This is a genomic window from Dongia deserti (assembly GCF_003574735.1).
GTDB lineage: Bacteria > Pseudomonadota > Alphaproteobacteria > Dongiales > Dongiaceae > Dongia_A > Dongia_A deserti.
This window is the reverse complement of record NZ_QORW01000008.1, coordinates 43,644-57,565: the sequence shown is the minus strand read 5'-3', so window position 1 is coordinate 57,565 and position 13,922 is coordinate 43,644. Positions and strand designations below refer to the sequence as shown.

At 62.2% G+C, this 13,922-nt stretch carries 16 protein-coding genes; 5 read left to right on the top strand and 11 right to left on the bottom strand.

Features of this window, described 5'->3' with window-relative positions; all coding sequences use genetic code 11:
* Positions 1-16 precede the first annotated feature (16 nt).
* Both DTX69_RS13875 and DTX69_RS13870 read left to right on the top strand, forming a co-directional pair.
* Entirely contained in the window at positions 17-1,219 is a 1,203-nt protein-coding gene (locus DTX69_RS13875; protein ID WP_119302142.1) for a peptidoglycan -binding protein, read from the top strand.
* Between the two features lie 12 nt (positions 1,220-1,231).
* Entirely contained in the window at positions 1,232-1,960 is a 729-nt protein-coding gene (locus DTX69_RS13870) for a hypothetical protein (RefSeq protein ID WP_119302141.1), read from the top strand.
* Positions 1,961-2,014: 54 nt separating this feature from the next.
* Here DTX69_RS13870 and DTX69_RS13865 read toward each other — a convergent pair whose 3' ends face one another.
* From DTX69_RS13865 to cyaY, 8 genes are all read right to left on the bottom strand, one after another.
* Positions 2,015-3,664: a pilus assembly protein TadG-related protein gene (locus DTX69_RS13865; RefSeq protein WP_119302140.1), complete on the bottom strand. Its 1,650-nt coding sequence runs from the start codon at positions 3,662-3,664 to the stop codon at positions 2,015-2,017.
* A gap of 43 nt (positions 3,665-3,707) precedes the next feature.
* Positions 3,708-4,274 carry a TadE/TadG family type IV pilus assembly protein gene (locus DTX69_RS13860; protein ID WP_119302139.1) on the bottom strand — a complete coding sequence of 189 codons (567 nt, stop codon included), beginning with the start codon at positions 4,272-4,274 and terminating at the stop codon, positions 3,708-3,710.
* An 11-nt stretch (positions 4,275-4,285) separates the two neighbouring features.
* Entirely contained in the window at positions 4,286-4,918 is a 633-nt protein-coding gene (locus DTX69_RS13855) for a TadE/TadG family type IV pilus assembly protein (RefSeq protein ID WP_162917158.1), read from the bottom strand.
* A 245-nt stretch (positions 4,919-5,163) separates the two neighbouring features.
* Complete coding sequence (locus DTX69_RS13850) at positions 5,164-5,556, bottom strand: TadE/TadG family type IV pilus assembly protein (protein WP_162917157.1); 393 nt, start codon at positions 5,554-5,556, stop codon at positions 5,164-5,166.
* The gene (locus tag DTX69_RS13845; RefSeq protein ID WP_162917156.1) at positions 5,556-6,026 is read right to left on the bottom strand and encodes a TadE/TadG family type IV pilus assembly protein; all 471 of its coding nucleotides are present in this window, start codon (positions 6,024-6,026) and stop codon (positions 5,556-5,558) included. The genes DTX69_RS13850 and DTX69_RS13845 overlap by 1 nt, the downstream gene beginning before the upstream one ends.
* 5 nt (positions 6,027-6,031) lie before the next feature.
* Positions 6,032-7,408, bottom strand: a complete 1,377-nt coding sequence (locus DTX69_RS13840; protein ID WP_119302135.1) for a pilus assembly protein TadG-related protein — start codon at positions 7,406-7,408, stop codon at positions 6,032-6,034.
* 130 nt (positions 7,409-7,538) lie between these two features.
* A complete protein-coding gene (locus tag DTX69_RS13835) occupies positions 7,539-9,284 on the bottom strand; it encodes an ABC transporter transmembrane domain-containing protein (protein ID WP_119302134.1) in 1,746 nt (581 codons plus the stop codon).
* Between the two features lie 64 nt (positions 9,285-9,348).
* Positions 9,349-9,675: an iron donor protein CyaY gene (gene cyaY / locus DTX69_RS13830; protein WP_119302133.1), complete on the bottom strand. Its 327-nt coding sequence runs from the start codon at positions 9,673-9,675 to the stop codon at positions 9,349-9,351.
* 166 nt (positions 9,676-9,841) lie between these two features.
* Here cyaY and rpmE point away from each other — a divergent pair, with 166 nt between their 5' ends.
* Positions 9,842-10,069 carry a 50S ribosomal protein L31 gene (rpmE, locus tag DTX69_RS13825; protein WP_119302132.1) on the top strand — a complete coding sequence of 76 codons (228 nt, stop codon included), beginning with the start codon at positions 9,842-9,844 and terminating at the stop codon, positions 10,067-10,069.
* Positions 10,070-10,131: 62 nt separating this feature from the next.
* Here the strand turns inward: rpmE and DTX69_RS13820 are convergent, their stop codons facing one another.
* A complete protein-coding gene (locus DTX69_RS13820; protein WP_119302131.1) occupies positions 10,132-10,578 on the bottom strand; it encodes a DUF1465 family protein in 447 nt (148 codons plus the stop codon).
* Positions 10,579-10,855: 277 nt separating this feature from the next.
* Here DTX69_RS13820 and DTX69_RS13815 point away from each other — a divergent pair, with 277 nt between their 5' ends.
* On the top strand, positions 10,856-11,317 hold the full coding sequence (locus DTX69_RS13815; RefSeq protein ID WP_119302340.1) for an Hsp20 family protein: 462 nt from the start codon (positions 10,856-10,858) through the stop codon (positions 11,315-11,317).
* 471 nt (positions 11,318-11,788) lie between these two features.
* Here DTX69_RS13815 and DTX69_RS13810 read toward each other — a convergent pair whose 3' ends face one another.
* Both DTX69_RS13810 and DTX69_RS13805 read right to left on the bottom strand, forming a co-directional pair.
* Entirely contained in the window at positions 11,789-12,571 is a 783-nt protein-coding gene (locus DTX69_RS13810; protein WP_119302130.1) for a 3-hydroxybutyrate dehydrogenase, read from the bottom strand.
* 10 nt (positions 12,572-12,581) lie between these two features.
* The gene (locus DTX69_RS13805; RefSeq protein ID WP_119302339.1) at positions 12,582-12,770 is read right to left on the bottom strand and encodes a DUF1192 domain-containing protein; all 189 of its coding nucleotides are present in this window, start codon (positions 12,768-12,770) and stop codon (positions 12,582-12,584) included.
* A 130-nt stretch (positions 12,771-12,900) separates the two neighbouring features.
* On the opposite strand from DTX69_RS13805, the gene DTX69_RS13800 reads away from it, so the two are divergent.
* Positions 12,901-13,896, top strand: coding sequence for an NAD(P)H-quinone oxidoreductase (locus DTX69_RS13800; RefSeq protein ID WP_284735761.1), 996 nt, complete (start codon positions 12,901-12,903; stop codon positions 13,894-13,896).
* Positions 13,897-13,922 lie beyond the last annotated feature (26 nt).

Genomic DNA, 13,922 nt, shown 5'->3' with positions numbered 1-13,922 from the left:
AAGGAACTGACCGCCGATGGCGCTCTCGAGAAGCCGGCACCGCGGGGTTGAGGCTTGGCCCGGCTACGTCGACGTCCTGTCGACGTTGCTGATGGTCATCGTGTTCGTGCTGATGATCTTCGTCATCGGCCAGCTGTTCCTGAGCCAAGCTCTGAGCGGCCGCGACGAGGCTCTGGCCAGGCTGAACCGACAGATCGCCGAGCTGTCGGACATCCTGTCGATGCGCGAGCAAGAGACCGGCGCCCTCAAGACCCAGGTGGACCAGCTGTCCGGCGCCCTGACCAAATCGACCGCCGAGCGCGACGAGCTGCGCAACCAGCTGGTGGTCGTGATCGGCGAGCGCGATACCCTGCAGGCGCAGGTCGGCGATCTGCAGCGACAGTTGAAATCGTCGCAGGAGCAGACGGCGGCTCAGCAGGCCCTCACGGCGGAAGCGCAGAAGAAGCTGGAAGAGGCCTACAAGGCGATCGAGGCCGACAGGGAGAAGATCAATGCGCTCCTGACCGATGTCGCCGCCTTGGAGAGTTTGCGCGACGAACTGATGAAGAAGATCGGCACCTACGAGACCGAGAAGGAGGAGCTCACCGCCGAAGCGCAGAAACGGGTCGAGCTGCTGAACCAGCAGATCCTGGCCCTGCGGCAGCAGATCGCGGCGCTCAGCGAGGCGCTGGACATCGCCGAGACCAAGGCGCGCGACCAGGGCGTCCAGATCGCCGAGCTGGGCCGGCGCCTCAACACCGCCCTCGCCAGCAAGGTGCAGGAGCTGGCGCGCTATCGCTCCGAGTTCTTCGGCCGGCTGCGCGAGATCCTGGGCAGTCGCGAAGACATCCAGATCGTCGGCGACCGCTTCGTGTTCCAGTCCGAGGTCTTCTTCGAAAGCGGTTCGGCTGAGATCGGCCCGGAAGGCCGCGATAAGCTTGACGCGCTGGCGACCACGCTCATTCTGCTGCTGCCGGAGATTCCGAAGGACATCGACTGGGTGCTGCGGATCGACGGCCATACCGATGACCGGCCGATCCGCTCAGCCCAATTCCCGTCCAACTGGGAGCTCTCCACTGCGCGAGCAGTGTCAGTGGTGAAGTATCTGGCCAGCCGCGGGATCCCGACCGACCGCCTGGCGGCGGCCGGCTTTGCCCAGTTCAGTCCGATCGACACCAGCAACACCGAAGAAGGCCGCCGCAGGAACCGCCGCATCGAGATCAAGCTCGATCAGAGGTAGTCCACTCCTTCCATGTCCATTCTCAGGGCCATTGTCGGCGGTATCATCGGTGCAGTCGTCGGATATCTCGCTGCAGCCTTTCTCTCGAACATCGTCATGGGCTGGTATGGCGTCTCCGATTTCGAGGGTGGCCGCGGCATGGCGGCCGTCTTCGGATTCGGCCCGATCGGCGGGCTTGCCGGTCTCATTGGCGGCATTTGGCTTGGCCTCCGGCTCGGCGGCAAACAGCCGATTGGACGGACGCTGAGGCGCGCCGGCATTGCGCTACTTGCCATTCTGGCGATCGCGGGCGCTGGCCTGGCGATCCAGTATTATTCGATTCCGCACAGGCTGGAGTATGACGAGGCCGGCGCCTCGCTCGAGTTCGAACTGCGCGCACCGGCGAGCTTTGCCATGCCCGAAGCGAGCGCGATCGACATCACGCTCGATACCGACCTCAACCAGCAGCCGGGCATCTGGAATGACTCGGCGCCGCATCTGGATGAGGACTGGCAGGTGCTGTCCGGCACGGTTGAGCTCTATTACCGCACGTCGCAGAGATTCCTGGTGTTCCGCTTTCCCGACGGGCGCGATCGCCTCTTCCGCCCGGAACTCGCTGCCAAGCCCGACCCGGAGCAAGGCTGGAGCGCATGGCGCAAGGTGGATTTCGTCGGCCTTCCCGATCAGCCGCAGACGGTGCAGCCCGGCCCCGAAGACCCGCTCGAACTGCGCTACCGCGTGCGCGTGTGGGGCAGTGAGTAGAGAGCGGCAGCCGATGAAGGCCGCCGCCTGGCTGAGTTACTGTGCGCCCCGTCGCTACTTACTGACGCGCAGGTTCGACAACGAATCACCGATGGAGCTGAACGCACCATCAAGGGCCGCAGCCGACTCGGCGTAATAGTAGTAGGCTTTCTTGCTCGCGCAGTTCTCCATGAGCTCCTTGGCCTCGGTGCTCGACCCACTGCCAAACACGATCGTGTAGATGATGATGCCCTTTTCTTTCATCGCGGCGCAGATTTCTGCCGTCTTCGCATTGAGCACGTTGTTTGCCGCTGTTTGATTCGTCGTGCCCAGGTTCCCCTGACAAAGCGTGCCATAGGCGGTCATGATGACACTGTGGTTCCAAGGAATACCATCGCTGTTGCTTGGCGCGCACGGAGGCATCTCGTTTCTACCATCGGTCATGAAGACCATGGCCTTGTCCATCAGGTCGTTCTCGTAGTCGAGTGGCAGCCCGTTGGCATTCATAGTGCCGCCCCATTTGCCTTGCCATTCGGGAGACAAGATCCGCCAACCCCAGACGGCGCCGGTCGGAAGCAGTGTATTGCCTCCGGCACTAAGCGCATTGATCGCACCCACGATCGTCGACTTGACGTTGGTGGCGGGGGTGATCGTCGACGTGACGCAGTCCTTGTTCGCGGAGCGCGAGCTGTTGACCTGGCGGTTGCCGTTGTCGGCCCGCCAGTCGTTCAAGCCGATGTTGGTAGTCCCGGTGCTTGGCGTGTCCGGGAAGAAGAACGTGATAAACGGAAGATCGGTCGGTGATGCATCGGTGACGTCGTCGCCCGTGGCCCACCGCTCGAGCACGCAGCCGGACCAGGCGTGCGGCCTAAAGTACCAGCTCGAGGGACTTCCGATCATCCAATCGTCCACCAGCGTGTGCGGATTGGTGCGGGTGCTGACATGCGGCCCGTTGGTCGGGCAGTAATGCATGGCCGGCTCACTCGCGCTGTGGGTGTGCGACCAGTTGGCGTGGTTGTTCGGACCGATGCACTTGGTCTTTGCGGCACGGCCGGCATAGTCTGCCAGCCAGTCCGTATGGGATGTGCCGATATTGACGTTATGCGAGAACGGCACGATGCTGACCCAAAGATCCTCGACGGTGCTGTTCTGCCCGAACAGGATGTCCATCATGTTTCTCGCGGACTCCTTGAGGACTGAGATCTTCGGGGTGCTGTCCGAAGGCGAGACGGGCAGGCCCATCGAACCGGTGACGTCCAGGACCAGCGCCACCTCCAGGCCTTTCATTTCGCGGGTGATCTCCGATCGAGCGGCAACTTCGATCGACGTGTGGCCAAAGATCCTCATGAAGGTCGTCGGCATCGTTGCCGTGGCTGACAACGTCACGACGCGTTCATCTTCCGAGAGCTGAAGAACGAAACCGTCTTCGTCAAGGGCCGCGTCGATCGTCTTGCCGCCAAAGTTGGCCTTGAGGTACTGCTCGGCGATCGGCTTCAACTCCTCCTCAGTGGGATTCTGGCTGACCACCGCTCCTGCCGCCAGACCCGCTGAGTCGAGCGCGGCTTGCAGCTTCGACTGCGCCACCTGCCCTCGACCCACGTCGACAGCGACTCCCACGGCTGCCACCAGCAGGATGGCGCAAACACCGACCAGTGGCGCCACCGCGCCATGCTGACAGGACCGCAATTTCTGCAAGTTCTTGCTGAAAACACGAAGCTTCTTCATTGGCTTGCCTATGGAGCTGGATAGACTGACATGGACTTTAGTCTTATTCGCACGGATCGGTTGTGAGATCGCCCAGGCGCGGCGCGAACATGGCGAGCCGGTAGATCTCGCTCTTGTCGAACATCACGCCTGGAGCGAACGGCTCGTACTCGTAGAAGACTTCTGTAATGATGATGTTGTCCTTCTCTTTCATCTCGAAGTCGGCAGGCAGATTCGGCTCTTCACCCTTGACGCCGAAGTTGCTGGTCGCGCTGTAACCGCCCGTCGGCGGGAATATGCACTGCCATTTTACCTTCGGGTCCTCGTCCCCCACCTCGCGATACACCGAGCTGATGATGACCTTGCCATTCGCGCCGAACGGGAAGGGCTCCATAATCTTGTCCGATGCGCCGATCAGCTTCTCCAGATCGTCTCCGGTCACCGACTTCGACTGGGCGATCACGTCGGACAGCGTCACGGCGAGCTTTTCCGCCTTCTGCGTCGACCAGATCTTGAAGCAGACCTCCAGAGAGCCGATCAGGAGAGCCAACAGGAACGGCGCCAGCACCCCGAACTCGATCGCCCCCAAACCGCTGTCGTCGTGCCAAAGCTTGCGGATGCGATTCAGCATGACTGCGTCTCTCAATAGGGCTCGTTCTTGACGACGGAGTACGCCGACAAATTGATGATGCCATCGTCGCCCCCGATGCTGCGGGCTCCGATGATTTGGCCTATCATGGGCGTCATCACCTTCCAGGGGTATGTGACCCTGTAGACGACGATGTGGCCGGCGCCGCCGATGCCGTTGCTGCCGTCTCGGAAACCGTCGCCGTCGACGTCGGTCCATTCACCAGGATCATCGGTATCGCCATCACCGTTCGCGTCCTCGAACAAATCCGGGATGGTAAGGCTCTGGAAGTCGTTGTAGACCTCGTGCGAGATCTCGAGCTTGTCCATGTTGATCAGGGGGCCGACACGCCGCTCGACTTCCGCAAGAATGGTCTGCTCTTGGGTGAGCAGGTTCTCCTCGTCGACGTACCCAGTCTTGCCGAGGCGCGACGACAGGTTGGTCGCGGCCTCCAGCGAATTGGCAGCCGCCATGGCCACCGCGAACTCGATGATGCCGATCATGAGGTAGACCACGACCGGGCCGACGACCGCGAACTCGATCGCCGTCGTCCCGCGTTCGTCTCCGAGCAAGCGGCGCACGATCGTGCCCCGCTTCCGCAGCCGTCGCTGCTGCGACTCCTGTCCTTCGGTACGGCACATCCACATGGCCTTGTTTCCCCAACCATCGATGCCGACCACCCGGAGCCACACGTTCGCGTGGTCTGGATGACTAAAATTTTAGTTTTATTTTTGCTCGCAGGTACTTAGCGCCCTCATTTCTGCGCTGAGGGTCTTAAGAAAACATGAATGGCAGATGAACGGGCGCACCGTTCGCCACACGACGATGTGCGTTCGGGAGAGGATCGGCGCGAGGCTTGGTTAAACCTCGGCGGGGGAAATCACCTTGGCCGTTATTTCGGCATTTGGGTACTCAGGTCGATGGTCGTGGTCTCCATGAATGCAGAGATCGGAAACAGGAACGTGTAGGTGGTGTCGGCTGAGACCGAAAGCAGCGTCGGGTCCGAAGAATCCACATCGACGTTGATCGTACTGGTCTTGAGGCCGGCCATCGATTTCTTGACCCAATCGGTGACCTCAGAATCCGATTTTTGCTGGACCACGCCGTAACGGACACCGTCATCGATCGCATACTGGATGGTGTTGAGTGTCCACATATAGCGGCCGACGTCGATGATACCGAGCAACATGGCGAAGAACACCGGCGCGACGACGCCGAACTCGATGGCAGCTGTGCCGCGCTGATCGCGTGCAAGGCGGCCGATGCGATGAATGAGCGCGCGCATCACGAGGCTGCCACGGAAAGGATCTTGATGGAATTGTTGAGCTTGAGCTTGCTGGGATTGGAGAAGCCCGGCAGGCCCAGCAGCCATTTGTGATCCTGCTCCAGCGAAATTTCCATGTAGATGTCCGCCACGCCGCCTGAATCGCAATCGCTCAGCTCGGCGCCATCTTTATCGTAGCAAACCTTGCTCGCCGAAACGGTGGCGGGCGGGTCGGACGGCAAGTCGGTGGATGCATCGATGGCCGCCTTCACCGCCTCCTCGCTGCCGCCCTTCAGCGCGGCCTGGATGCCGGCGCGCACCGCGCTTTCCATCTGGCTGCGATGGCGGGCTGCAAGGCCGAGATCTGTCGCACCGATCAGCATCAACGTCAGAAGGCTGGCTACCAGGCCGAACTCGATGGCGACGAGCCCGTCCTCATTGACCAAAAAGCGTTTGCAGAGGCGTTCAAAAGCGAACGTTAGCTTGCGCATGAAATCTACTCCGCGAGTGCCGGCGCGTAAATTTGCGTCGTGCCGAAGCCATGGCCGCATTCCGTGTTCAGACCGGCCTCACCCGTGATACTGATATTGAAGGCGACGACACGCGTGCAGCTGCCGTTCGTGGTGTTCCCGCCGTTGTAGGTCACGAGCTGGTTCGGAAAATAGAGCGCGCCGGTGATGTTCAGCTTCGAGCCACCATTGAAGTTGTTGCCCGAGCCACCGTTGGGGGCATTACGGTCCTGGAAGAACGCAATTCCTTGATAGGTGCCGGAGGTTGCCGCGCTCACGCTGACGGTCGCGCCGCCGTTGATGTTCACCGTCGCATAGTCATTGCCATTTCCGGTGAGGAAAAACGTGACACCGTTCACCGTATCGGTCGTGACGACTGCGCCCGCACGAACGTCGAAATCGTCGCCAACGATGATATAGTTGCCTGCCCCAAAAGTGGCAGTGCCCTGAACCAGAAGGCCGCCGATGATGACATAGTTACCTGCAGCGAAATTGGCCGTGCCGTTACTTTGCACCTCAATGCCGCCGCAATAGGTCCCCGGCGTCAGGGTTTCGGTCTTGTTCGGTTTGACTTTGACGTTGCTGTAATCGCATACGGTGTCGTAGTCGGGGATGTCCAGATGCGCGTACGGATCATCCACCGCATCGGCGCCCTCTGTGATGTCCTCGATGTCGAGTTGCGCGGCGCCGTTGGTGTTGAGGCCGCCGACGATATCGGCGAAGGTAGCACCCACGACGGACGCGCCCGTCGCCGTCAGCGCGCTATCCTTGTGGTTTGAATTGACGTTGATGCCGCAATTCTTCAACAGCACATTCGACGTGCCGCCGAAGAAAAGCGCGCTCTGCCCTTCCGGCGCCAACGCCAAGAGGCAGTAGGGTCTGACGATCTGCACCGTCGCGACGCTACGCACCTTGATATTGACGCTGTCGCCTATGAAGAATGACCCCAGCAGGCTCTTGCGCTGCTTGGTCACGACCGCTTCGACGGCAGTGTCCCTGCTGGTGTACTTGCCCGCCGTCGGCGGACGGGCGACCAGCACGGCGACATTATTCACCGTGTCTTCGAAGCCGTTCCGCTTCGAATCTTCCTTGGCCGCGCTCGCGATCTCTTCATCGGGCGCTTCCTTGCCACTCTTGTAAATCTCGAAGGCGCCTCCCATGGCGGCCGCATCTGCCGCGGTCTGCATGGCCCGCCGTTCGGCGTACCATAGGCCAACTTCCGTCCCCAGACCGACGAACCCGACCAGGACGATCATGGCCAGGGCCGTCATGAGGGCTGTCGCCCCGTCCTCCTCGCGGCGCAATCGCTGCAGCGAAGAGCGGCATTCGAAGCAGAACCTCTGCAAGGCGTCGCTCAAAAGCATCACGTTCAGCTGCCCACTTCGTGAATGGATAGGACAAAACTAATAGCCCTTCCTACATGAACGACAGCTGAACGAAGCATCTGCAAACGGATGCTATCCGATTGATATCGTTTGCGTTTTTACTAAAATTTTAACCAAATTCGACGCGAGGTTGATCGAACTGGAGGGCTGCGAGATAGGCGTACAGTCCTCCTTGCCTGATCAATTCCGCATGGCTGCCAATGGCTTCGATGCGGCCCTTATCCATGACCACAATCCGATCGGCCTTCAGCACGGTGGCCAGACGATGGGCGATCACGAGGGTAGTGCGGTCCCTCATGACCTCGTCGAGTGCCGCCTGAACAATTCTTTCCGATTCCGCGTCGAGGGCGCTGGTCGCCTCATCCAGCAGCAACAGGGCCGGGTTGCGCAGGATGGCGCGCGCGATCGCGATGCGCTGGCGCTGCCCGCCCGAGAGGCGCACGCCGCGTTCGCCCAGAAACGTGTCCAGGCCCTGGGGCAACCGCTCGAGGAAATCGAGCGCGTGCGCAGCCTCGGCGGCCGCCCGCACGTCGGCGTCGCTGGCATCGGGCCGGGCATAGCGGATGTTGTCGCGGGCGCTGGCGCCGAAGATGGTTGGATCTTGCGGCACCGCACCGATGGCGCTGCGCAGCACGGCCGGATCCAGATCGCGGATGTCCATACCATCGAACCGGATGGTGCCTGCGTCCGGATCGTAGAAGCGCAGCAGCAGCTGCATGACCGTGGTCTTGCCTGCGCCCGAGGGCCCCACGATCGCCACCCGCTCGCCCGGCCTGATCGACAGCGTGAAGTCGTCGAGCGCCGCCATGGTCGGGCGCGAGGGATAGCGGAAGGTCACATGCTCGAACGCGACCGCGCCCCGGCTCGGCTGCGGCAGCGGTTTCGGATTTGCCGGCGCGACGACCATGGGCATGGTCGTCAGCAGTTCGCCGATCCGTTCCATCGCGCCGGCTGCACGCTGCAGATCGCCGATCACCTCGCTCACCGCGCCCAGGGCGCCGGCGACCAGAACCGCGTAGAACACGAACGCGGAGAGTTGCCCCGCGCTGAGGCGCCCTTGCACCACGTCTGCGCCGCCCATCCATAGGACGACACTGACCGATCCGAACACCAGCAGGATGACGATGCCGGTGAGGATCGCGCGCCACCGGATGCGCAGCAAAGCACTCGTGAAAGCTTCCTCGGTGCGTTCGGCGAAGCGCGCTCGGTCATGCGGCTCATGGGCGAAGGCCTGGACCGTGCGAATGCCGTAGAGCGCTTCGCTCGCTTCCGCGCTCACGTCCGCGATCTTGTCCTGGCTGATGCGCGACAGGCGCCGCACCTTGCGGCCGAAGATGACGATCGGCGCCACCACCAGCGGCACGACGGCGAGCACCAGCAAGGTCAGCTTCAGGCTGGTGATGAACAGCATGATCGCGCCGCCGAGGATCAGCAGCGTATTGCGCAGCGCGATCGACACGGAGGATCCGACCACCATCTGCAGCAGGGTCGTGTCGGTCGTGAGCCGCGAAACCACCTCGCCCGTGCGCGTGATCTCGAAGAAACCGGGGCTGAGCCCGATGATGTGGTCGAACACCGCCTTGCGGATGTCCGCCACCACGCGCTCTCCGACCCACGAGACCAGATAGAAGCGCGCGAAGGTGCTGCAGGCGAGCAGCACGGAGACGCCGAACAGGATGAGTACCGCGCGGTCGAGCAGCGAGGTATCGCCGCTCGTGCCGAAGCCCTGATCGATCAGCAGGCGCAGGCCGGCGCCGAGCGCGAGTGTGGTGCCGGCGGCGATCAGCAGCGCGAAGGTCGCGCCCGCGATCTGCCAGCGATAAGGCATCGCGAAACGCGCTAGGCGGAACAGCATCCGGTAGTTGCGCGAGGCCTCCCGTTCGCTGGAGGCCCGATCACTGGGAGAACGTGGTGCCACCTTACAGGTCCAGCTGCACGGACCGGCCGGATGCCGCGGACAGCTCGCCCGCCAGGAGTGCCGCCAGTTCCTCCGTGCCGCGCGTGGAACGCCAGGCCCCGTCTTCGCCGGCGGCGAAATGCCAGGCGCCGCTCTTGGGCGAGGACAGCCAGATCTCGCGGTTGGGCCCGTGCTTGTTGATGACATAGGCGCCCCCGTCGGGCAGCTCGATCTGCAGGATGCCGCCGGTCATCTCAATGTCCAGCCAGTCGCCGAGCTGGTCCTCGATCTGCTCGAACAAGGAATCGAGGGCATCGGCGGCCTGGCGCTCAAACTCGGCCTCATTCATGTCGGAGTGCCTATTCTGGGGCGCCGGGGACCGTGGCGCCGCCTGGGATTAACCAATTCCGGCCGCGAAAACAAGGCGATGAGGCGTTCGCTGCGTCCCCTTGCCACGCCCTTGCCACCGGGGGGCGGCTTCGTTATAACCCCGGCCGACTTTCAAGGAGTTAGTCATGAAGCCGAAGATTCATCCGGACTATCACGAGATCAACGTCGTGATGACCGACGGCAGCACGTTCACCACCCGCTCGACCTTTGGCAAGCCGGGTGACACGATGCATCTCGACATCGACCCGAAATCGCATCCGGCCTGGACCGGCGTGCATCGCCTGATGGACAGCGGCGGCCAGCTCGCCAAGTTCAACAAGCGCTTCCAGGGCATGTCGATGAAGAAGAAGTAAGCCCGAGTTCGGGACTGCTGCGGAACGAGACCGCCCGATCGGGCGGTCTTTTCATTTGGAGATCACGCACCCTTGCCGGGATAGGTGAGCTCGTTCTGCCGCAGTTGTTCCGCAGCGCGCTGCGCGGCCTGCTCATCGAGGCGCGCAATGCGCCGATAGAGCGATAGCGAGCGCGCGAGCAGGGAGCGCAGCTCGTCCGGCATCGCCGGATCATCATCACCTTGGGTACTGAGGCAGAGCTCGCGTCCGCCAAGACGGCGGTCGGGACGCGTTGCTTCGACCAGGTTCATTTCGCCGGCATGCACTGCGCGATGGGTCAGCAGCCACGCCAGCACCTGCGTCAAGCGCGCAACCAGCCGCATGGATTCCATGCTCGCCGCCAGGCCCTGCTCGACCGGCATGCCTTTGCGCTCTGTTTCCGACCGGTCGATGAGATAGCGGCGGGTTTCAGCCAGCAACGCCATCGCTTCCATCATCGTGCGGTCGAAGAACTCTACGGTGGCCGTCATTACGCGATCCCGACCCGCTTTTACTTGGCGCGCAGAGGGAGAGGTAGCGGCTTTGGCCACTCCAGACCCGCCAGGCTGGAATACGAGGAAAGCCGTTAACAAAAGACTTAGAGGGCCTTAGCGGGGTGGTCAACCCTCCCATGCCTCTGCTTGAAATCGCGAATTCCGCCCCTACATCGTAGTCACGTCGAAGGCCCTGCGGCTTCGGCGGAAACGAGTCGGCCGATTGTCGGCGACTTGAGGATTGAAACCCATGTTGCTCATTGGAGGACATGCCATGCGTAGCTTTGACCTTTCTCCCCTCTTCCGCTCCACCGTCGGTTTTGACCGTCTGTCGCGCCTGATGGATGCGGCGACCCAAATCGACGACGGCGCGCTCTCCTATCCGCCGTACAACATCGAGCGGACCGGCGACGAGACCTATCGCATCACGATGGCGGTTGCCGGCTTTGGCGAGAGCGATCTCACCATCACGACCAAGGACAACCAGCTTGTGATTGCCGGCAAGCTTGCCAAGGAAGACGACAATCAGTCGTACCTCTATCGCGGCATCGCCGGTCGCGCGTTCGAGCGTCGCTTCACGCTCGCCGACCACATCCGCGTCAGTGGCGCATCGCTGGTCAACGGGCTGTTGCACGTCGATCTCGTGCGCGAAGTGCCTGAAGCGATGAAGCCGCGGCAGATCAAGATCAACGCGGGCGCGAGCAAGCCGCAAGCGATCGAGAACCAGGCGGCCTAGCGAAACGCCAACTGGTCGCGCAGACTTCATCCGATCTGCGCCTTTGCAGCTGGCCGACCGAAAGCTCGGCCAGCCTTCTTTTGTGCGGAGAGAAAAAGGCTGAAAAAGCGGAGGGCCGCTGCACCGTTTGCGGTGGCGGCCCTCTCGTTTTCAAGCCTCTGCCTGTCTAACTTGCCCCTGGCGTTTGGCGCCTAGGTTCTTCAGCGGGGTGCAGCCTAGAAATGCCCCTGTGTGTCGTCAAGCGAACAATCTCGTTGACAAGTTCACTTGATTGTCATCCAGCGCAGGCCTTTCGCGCGCACGAAAAAACACCGCCGGGAGACCGGCGGTGCAAGTTAGACAGGGAGGCATGAAACTGGATCGAAGATCCAGGAGGAGAGGTGGGAAGCCCACCTTCCTGCTTGCCATGTTACGCAGGAGGCATGAACAAACCGTTAACCAGAAACGGTAGTTTCTCCCGCATTTTCGGGCCTATTGAGACACCCATCCGCCATCGAGCGAAATCGCTGAGCCAGTGATCTGATCTGCTGCAGGACTGCACAGAAATAGGACTGTCTGTCCAATCTGCTCCGGCGTGGTGAATTCCTTTGATGGCTGCTTTTCTCCGACCAATGCCATTTTGGCCGCTTCCGGCGAGAGATCTTCGGCAGCTGCCTTGGCATCGATCTGCTTTTGCACGAGAGGTGTGAGCACCCAGCCCGGGCAGATCGCAACGCACGTGATGCCGCTGCCTGCGGTTTCCAGTCCTACTGTCTTGGTGAGCCCCATGATCCCGTGTTTGGCCGAGACGTAGGCCGACTTCTCGGCAGACGCGACGAGCCCGTGGGCCGACGCGATATTGATGATGCGGCCCCATTTCCGCGCACGCATGCCCGGCAAGGCCGCCTTGATCGCGTGGAAGGCCGACGAAAGATTGATCGCGATGATCGCGTCCCACTTGTCGTCCGGGAACTGCTCGATCGGGGCGACATGCTGGATGCCGGCGTTATTGACCAGGATGTCGACCCCGCCAAACGTCTTCTCGGCGCTCGCGATCATGTCGCGGATGTCCGCCGGCTTCGACATGTCGGCGGGATGATAGGCCACTTCGACCCTGGTCGCGCTCGCAAGCGCCGCACGTTGACGCTCGATCTCCGCCGCATCGCCAAAGCCGTTTAGCATGACATTGACGCCGGAGCCCGCGAGAGCCTCCGCAATGCCCTTGCCGATTCCGCTGGTCGAACCGGTAACGATCGCACTCTTTCCTTTGAGCATGGGATCCTTTCTACGATGCCGATTTGAACAGACCGGCAGCGGCATTGATGTGCGCCTTCTTGGCCGCGATCTTCTCTTCGACCCGCTTTATCTCCGCCCGCATTTCTTCGATGTAGGCATTGAGTTCCTCGATGGACAGCACATCCAGGTTGCGCGGTTGCGGCTTCTGCTTGCGCGGCTCGAGTTCCTCGAGATCCATGATCACCTCCTGCCCTGACAACAACATGACGGCCAGTTTACTGGCCGGTTGGGGTCAATTCCATTGCAGCAGCAAATCCGCTAGCTATTTCCCATTCAGATCGCAACAGCTCATTGCCCAGGGGCATTCCATGAAAATTCCAACCGAAATGCGCGCCATCGAGATCCAGCAGCCAGGCGGACCAGAGGTCCTGGTCCCGGCCAGGCGTCCCGTGCCCCAGCCTGCCAAGGGCGAGGTACTGATCCGGGTGGCCGCCGCCGGGGTTAACCGCCCGGACGTGCTGCAGCGCCAAGGCGGCTATGCCCCGCCCCCAGGCGCCAGCGACCTGCCGGGGCTTGAGGTGGCGGGCGAGATTGTCGCGCTGGGTCCGGACACCCCGCGCTGGAAGGTGGGCGACACGGTCGCGGCGCTGGTCGCCGGCGGCGGCTACGCCGAGTATTGTCCCGCCCCCAGCCCGCAGTGCTTGCCCATCCCGGGCAAGCTGGACATGGTCGAGGCAGCAGCCCTGCCCGAGACCTTTTTCACCGTCTGGACCAACGTGTTCGACCGCGGCCGGCTGAAGGCCGGCGAGAGCTTCCTGGTCCATGGCGGGTCGAGCGGCATCGGGACCACCGCCATCCAGCTCGCCAGCCGGTCCGGATCGCGCGTTTTTGCGACCGCCGGCTCGGCGGATAAATGCTCTAAATGCAAGGAATTAGGCGCTATCGTGGCGGTCGACTATAAAACCGAGGACTTCGTCCAGGTGATCGAGCGGGAGACCGGCGGCAAGGGCGTCGACGTCATCCTCGATATGGTTGGCGGAGACTACATCGCCCGCAATCTCAAGTGCCTAGCGGTGGAAGGCAGGCTGGTGCAGATCGCCTTCCTGAAGGGCGCCAAGGCCGAGGTCAATTTCGCCGGCATGATGATGAAGCGCCAGACCATCACCGGCTCGACGCTCCGCCCGCAATCGGTCGCGGCGAAGGGCGCCATCGCCCGGGCGCTGGAAGAGAAGGTCTGGCCGCTGATCGCGGCTGGGGAGGTCCTGCCGCAGATCCATGCCACCTTTCCGCTCGACCAGGCGGCGGAGGCGCACCGGCTGATGGAGAGCAGCGCCCACGTCGGCAAGATCGTGCTCACACTTTAGCGGATTCCGGGGTTTAACCCCTCCCC

What these genes read in the sequence shown, in the direction of transcription:
- DTX69_RS13860 (WP_119302139.1), bottom strand. Translation starts at nt 4,274, where the DNA reads ATGCTGAATCGCATCCGCAAGCTTTGGCACGACGACAGCGGTTTGGGG.
- DTX69_RS13835 (WP_119302134.1), bottom strand. Translation starts at nt 9,284, where the DNA reads ATGCTGTTCCGCCTAGCGCGTTTCGCGATGCCTTATCGCTGGCAGATC.
- rpmE (WP_119302132.1), top strand. Translation starts at nt 9,842, where the DNA reads ATGAAGCCGAAGATTCATCCGGACTATCACGAGATCAACGTCGTGATG.
- DTX69_RS13840 (WP_119302135.1), bottom strand. Translation starts at nt 7,408, where the DNA reads ATGCTTTTGAGCGACGCCTTGCAGAGGTTCTGCTTCGAATGCCGCTCT.
- cyaY (WP_119302133.1), bottom strand. Translation starts at nt 9,675, where the DNA reads ATGAATGAGGCCGAGTTTGAGCGCCAGGCCGCCGATGCCCTCGATTCC.
- DTX69_RS13815 (WP_119302340.1), top strand. Translation starts at nt 10,856, where the DNA reads ATGCGTAGCTTTGACCTTTCTCCCCTCTTCCGCTCCACCGTCGGTTTT.
- DTX69_RS13810 (WP_119302130.1), bottom strand. Translation starts at nt 12,571, where the DNA reads ATGCTCAAAGGAAAGAGTGCGATCGTTACCGGTTCGACCAGCGGAATC.
- DTX69_RS13865 (WP_119302140.1), bottom strand. Translation starts at nt 3,664, where the DNA reads ATGAAGAAGCTTCGTGTTTTCAGCAAGAACTTGCAGAAATTGCGGTCC.
- DTX69_RS13875 (WP_119302142.1), top strand. Translation starts at nt 17, where the DNA reads ATGGCGCTCTCGAGAAGCCGGCACCGCGGGGTTGAGGCTTGGCCCGGC.
- DTX69_RS13800 (WP_284735761.1), top strand. Translation starts at nt 12,901, where the DNA reads ATGAAAATTCCAACCGAAATGCGCGCCATCGAGATCCAGCAGCCAGGC.
- DTX69_RS13820 (WP_119302131.1), bottom strand. Translation starts at nt 10,578, where the DNA reads ATGACGGCCACCGTAGAGTTCTTCGACCGCACGATGATGGAAGCGATG.
- DTX69_RS13845 (WP_162917156.1), bottom strand. Translation starts at nt 6,026, where the DNA reads ATGCGCAAGCTAACGTTCGCTTTTGAACGCCTCTGCAAACGCTTTTTG.
- DTX69_RS13805 (WP_119302339.1), bottom strand. Translation starts at nt 12,770, where the DNA reads ATGGATCTCGAGGAACTCGAGCCGCGCAAGCAGAAGCCGCAACCGCGC.
- DTX69_RS13870 (WP_119302141.1), top strand. Translation starts at nt 1,232, where the DNA reads ATGTCCATTCTCAGGGCCATTGTCGGCGGTATCATCGGTGCAGTCGTC.
- DTX69_RS13855 (WP_162917158.1), bottom strand. Translation starts at nt 4,918, where the DNA reads ATGTGGATGTGCCGTACCGAAGGACAGGAGTCGCAGCAGCGACGGCTG.
- DTX69_RS13850 (WP_162917157.1), bottom strand. Translation starts at nt 5,556, where the DNA reads ATGCGCGCGCTCATTCATCGCATCGGCCGCCTTGCACGCGATCAGCGC.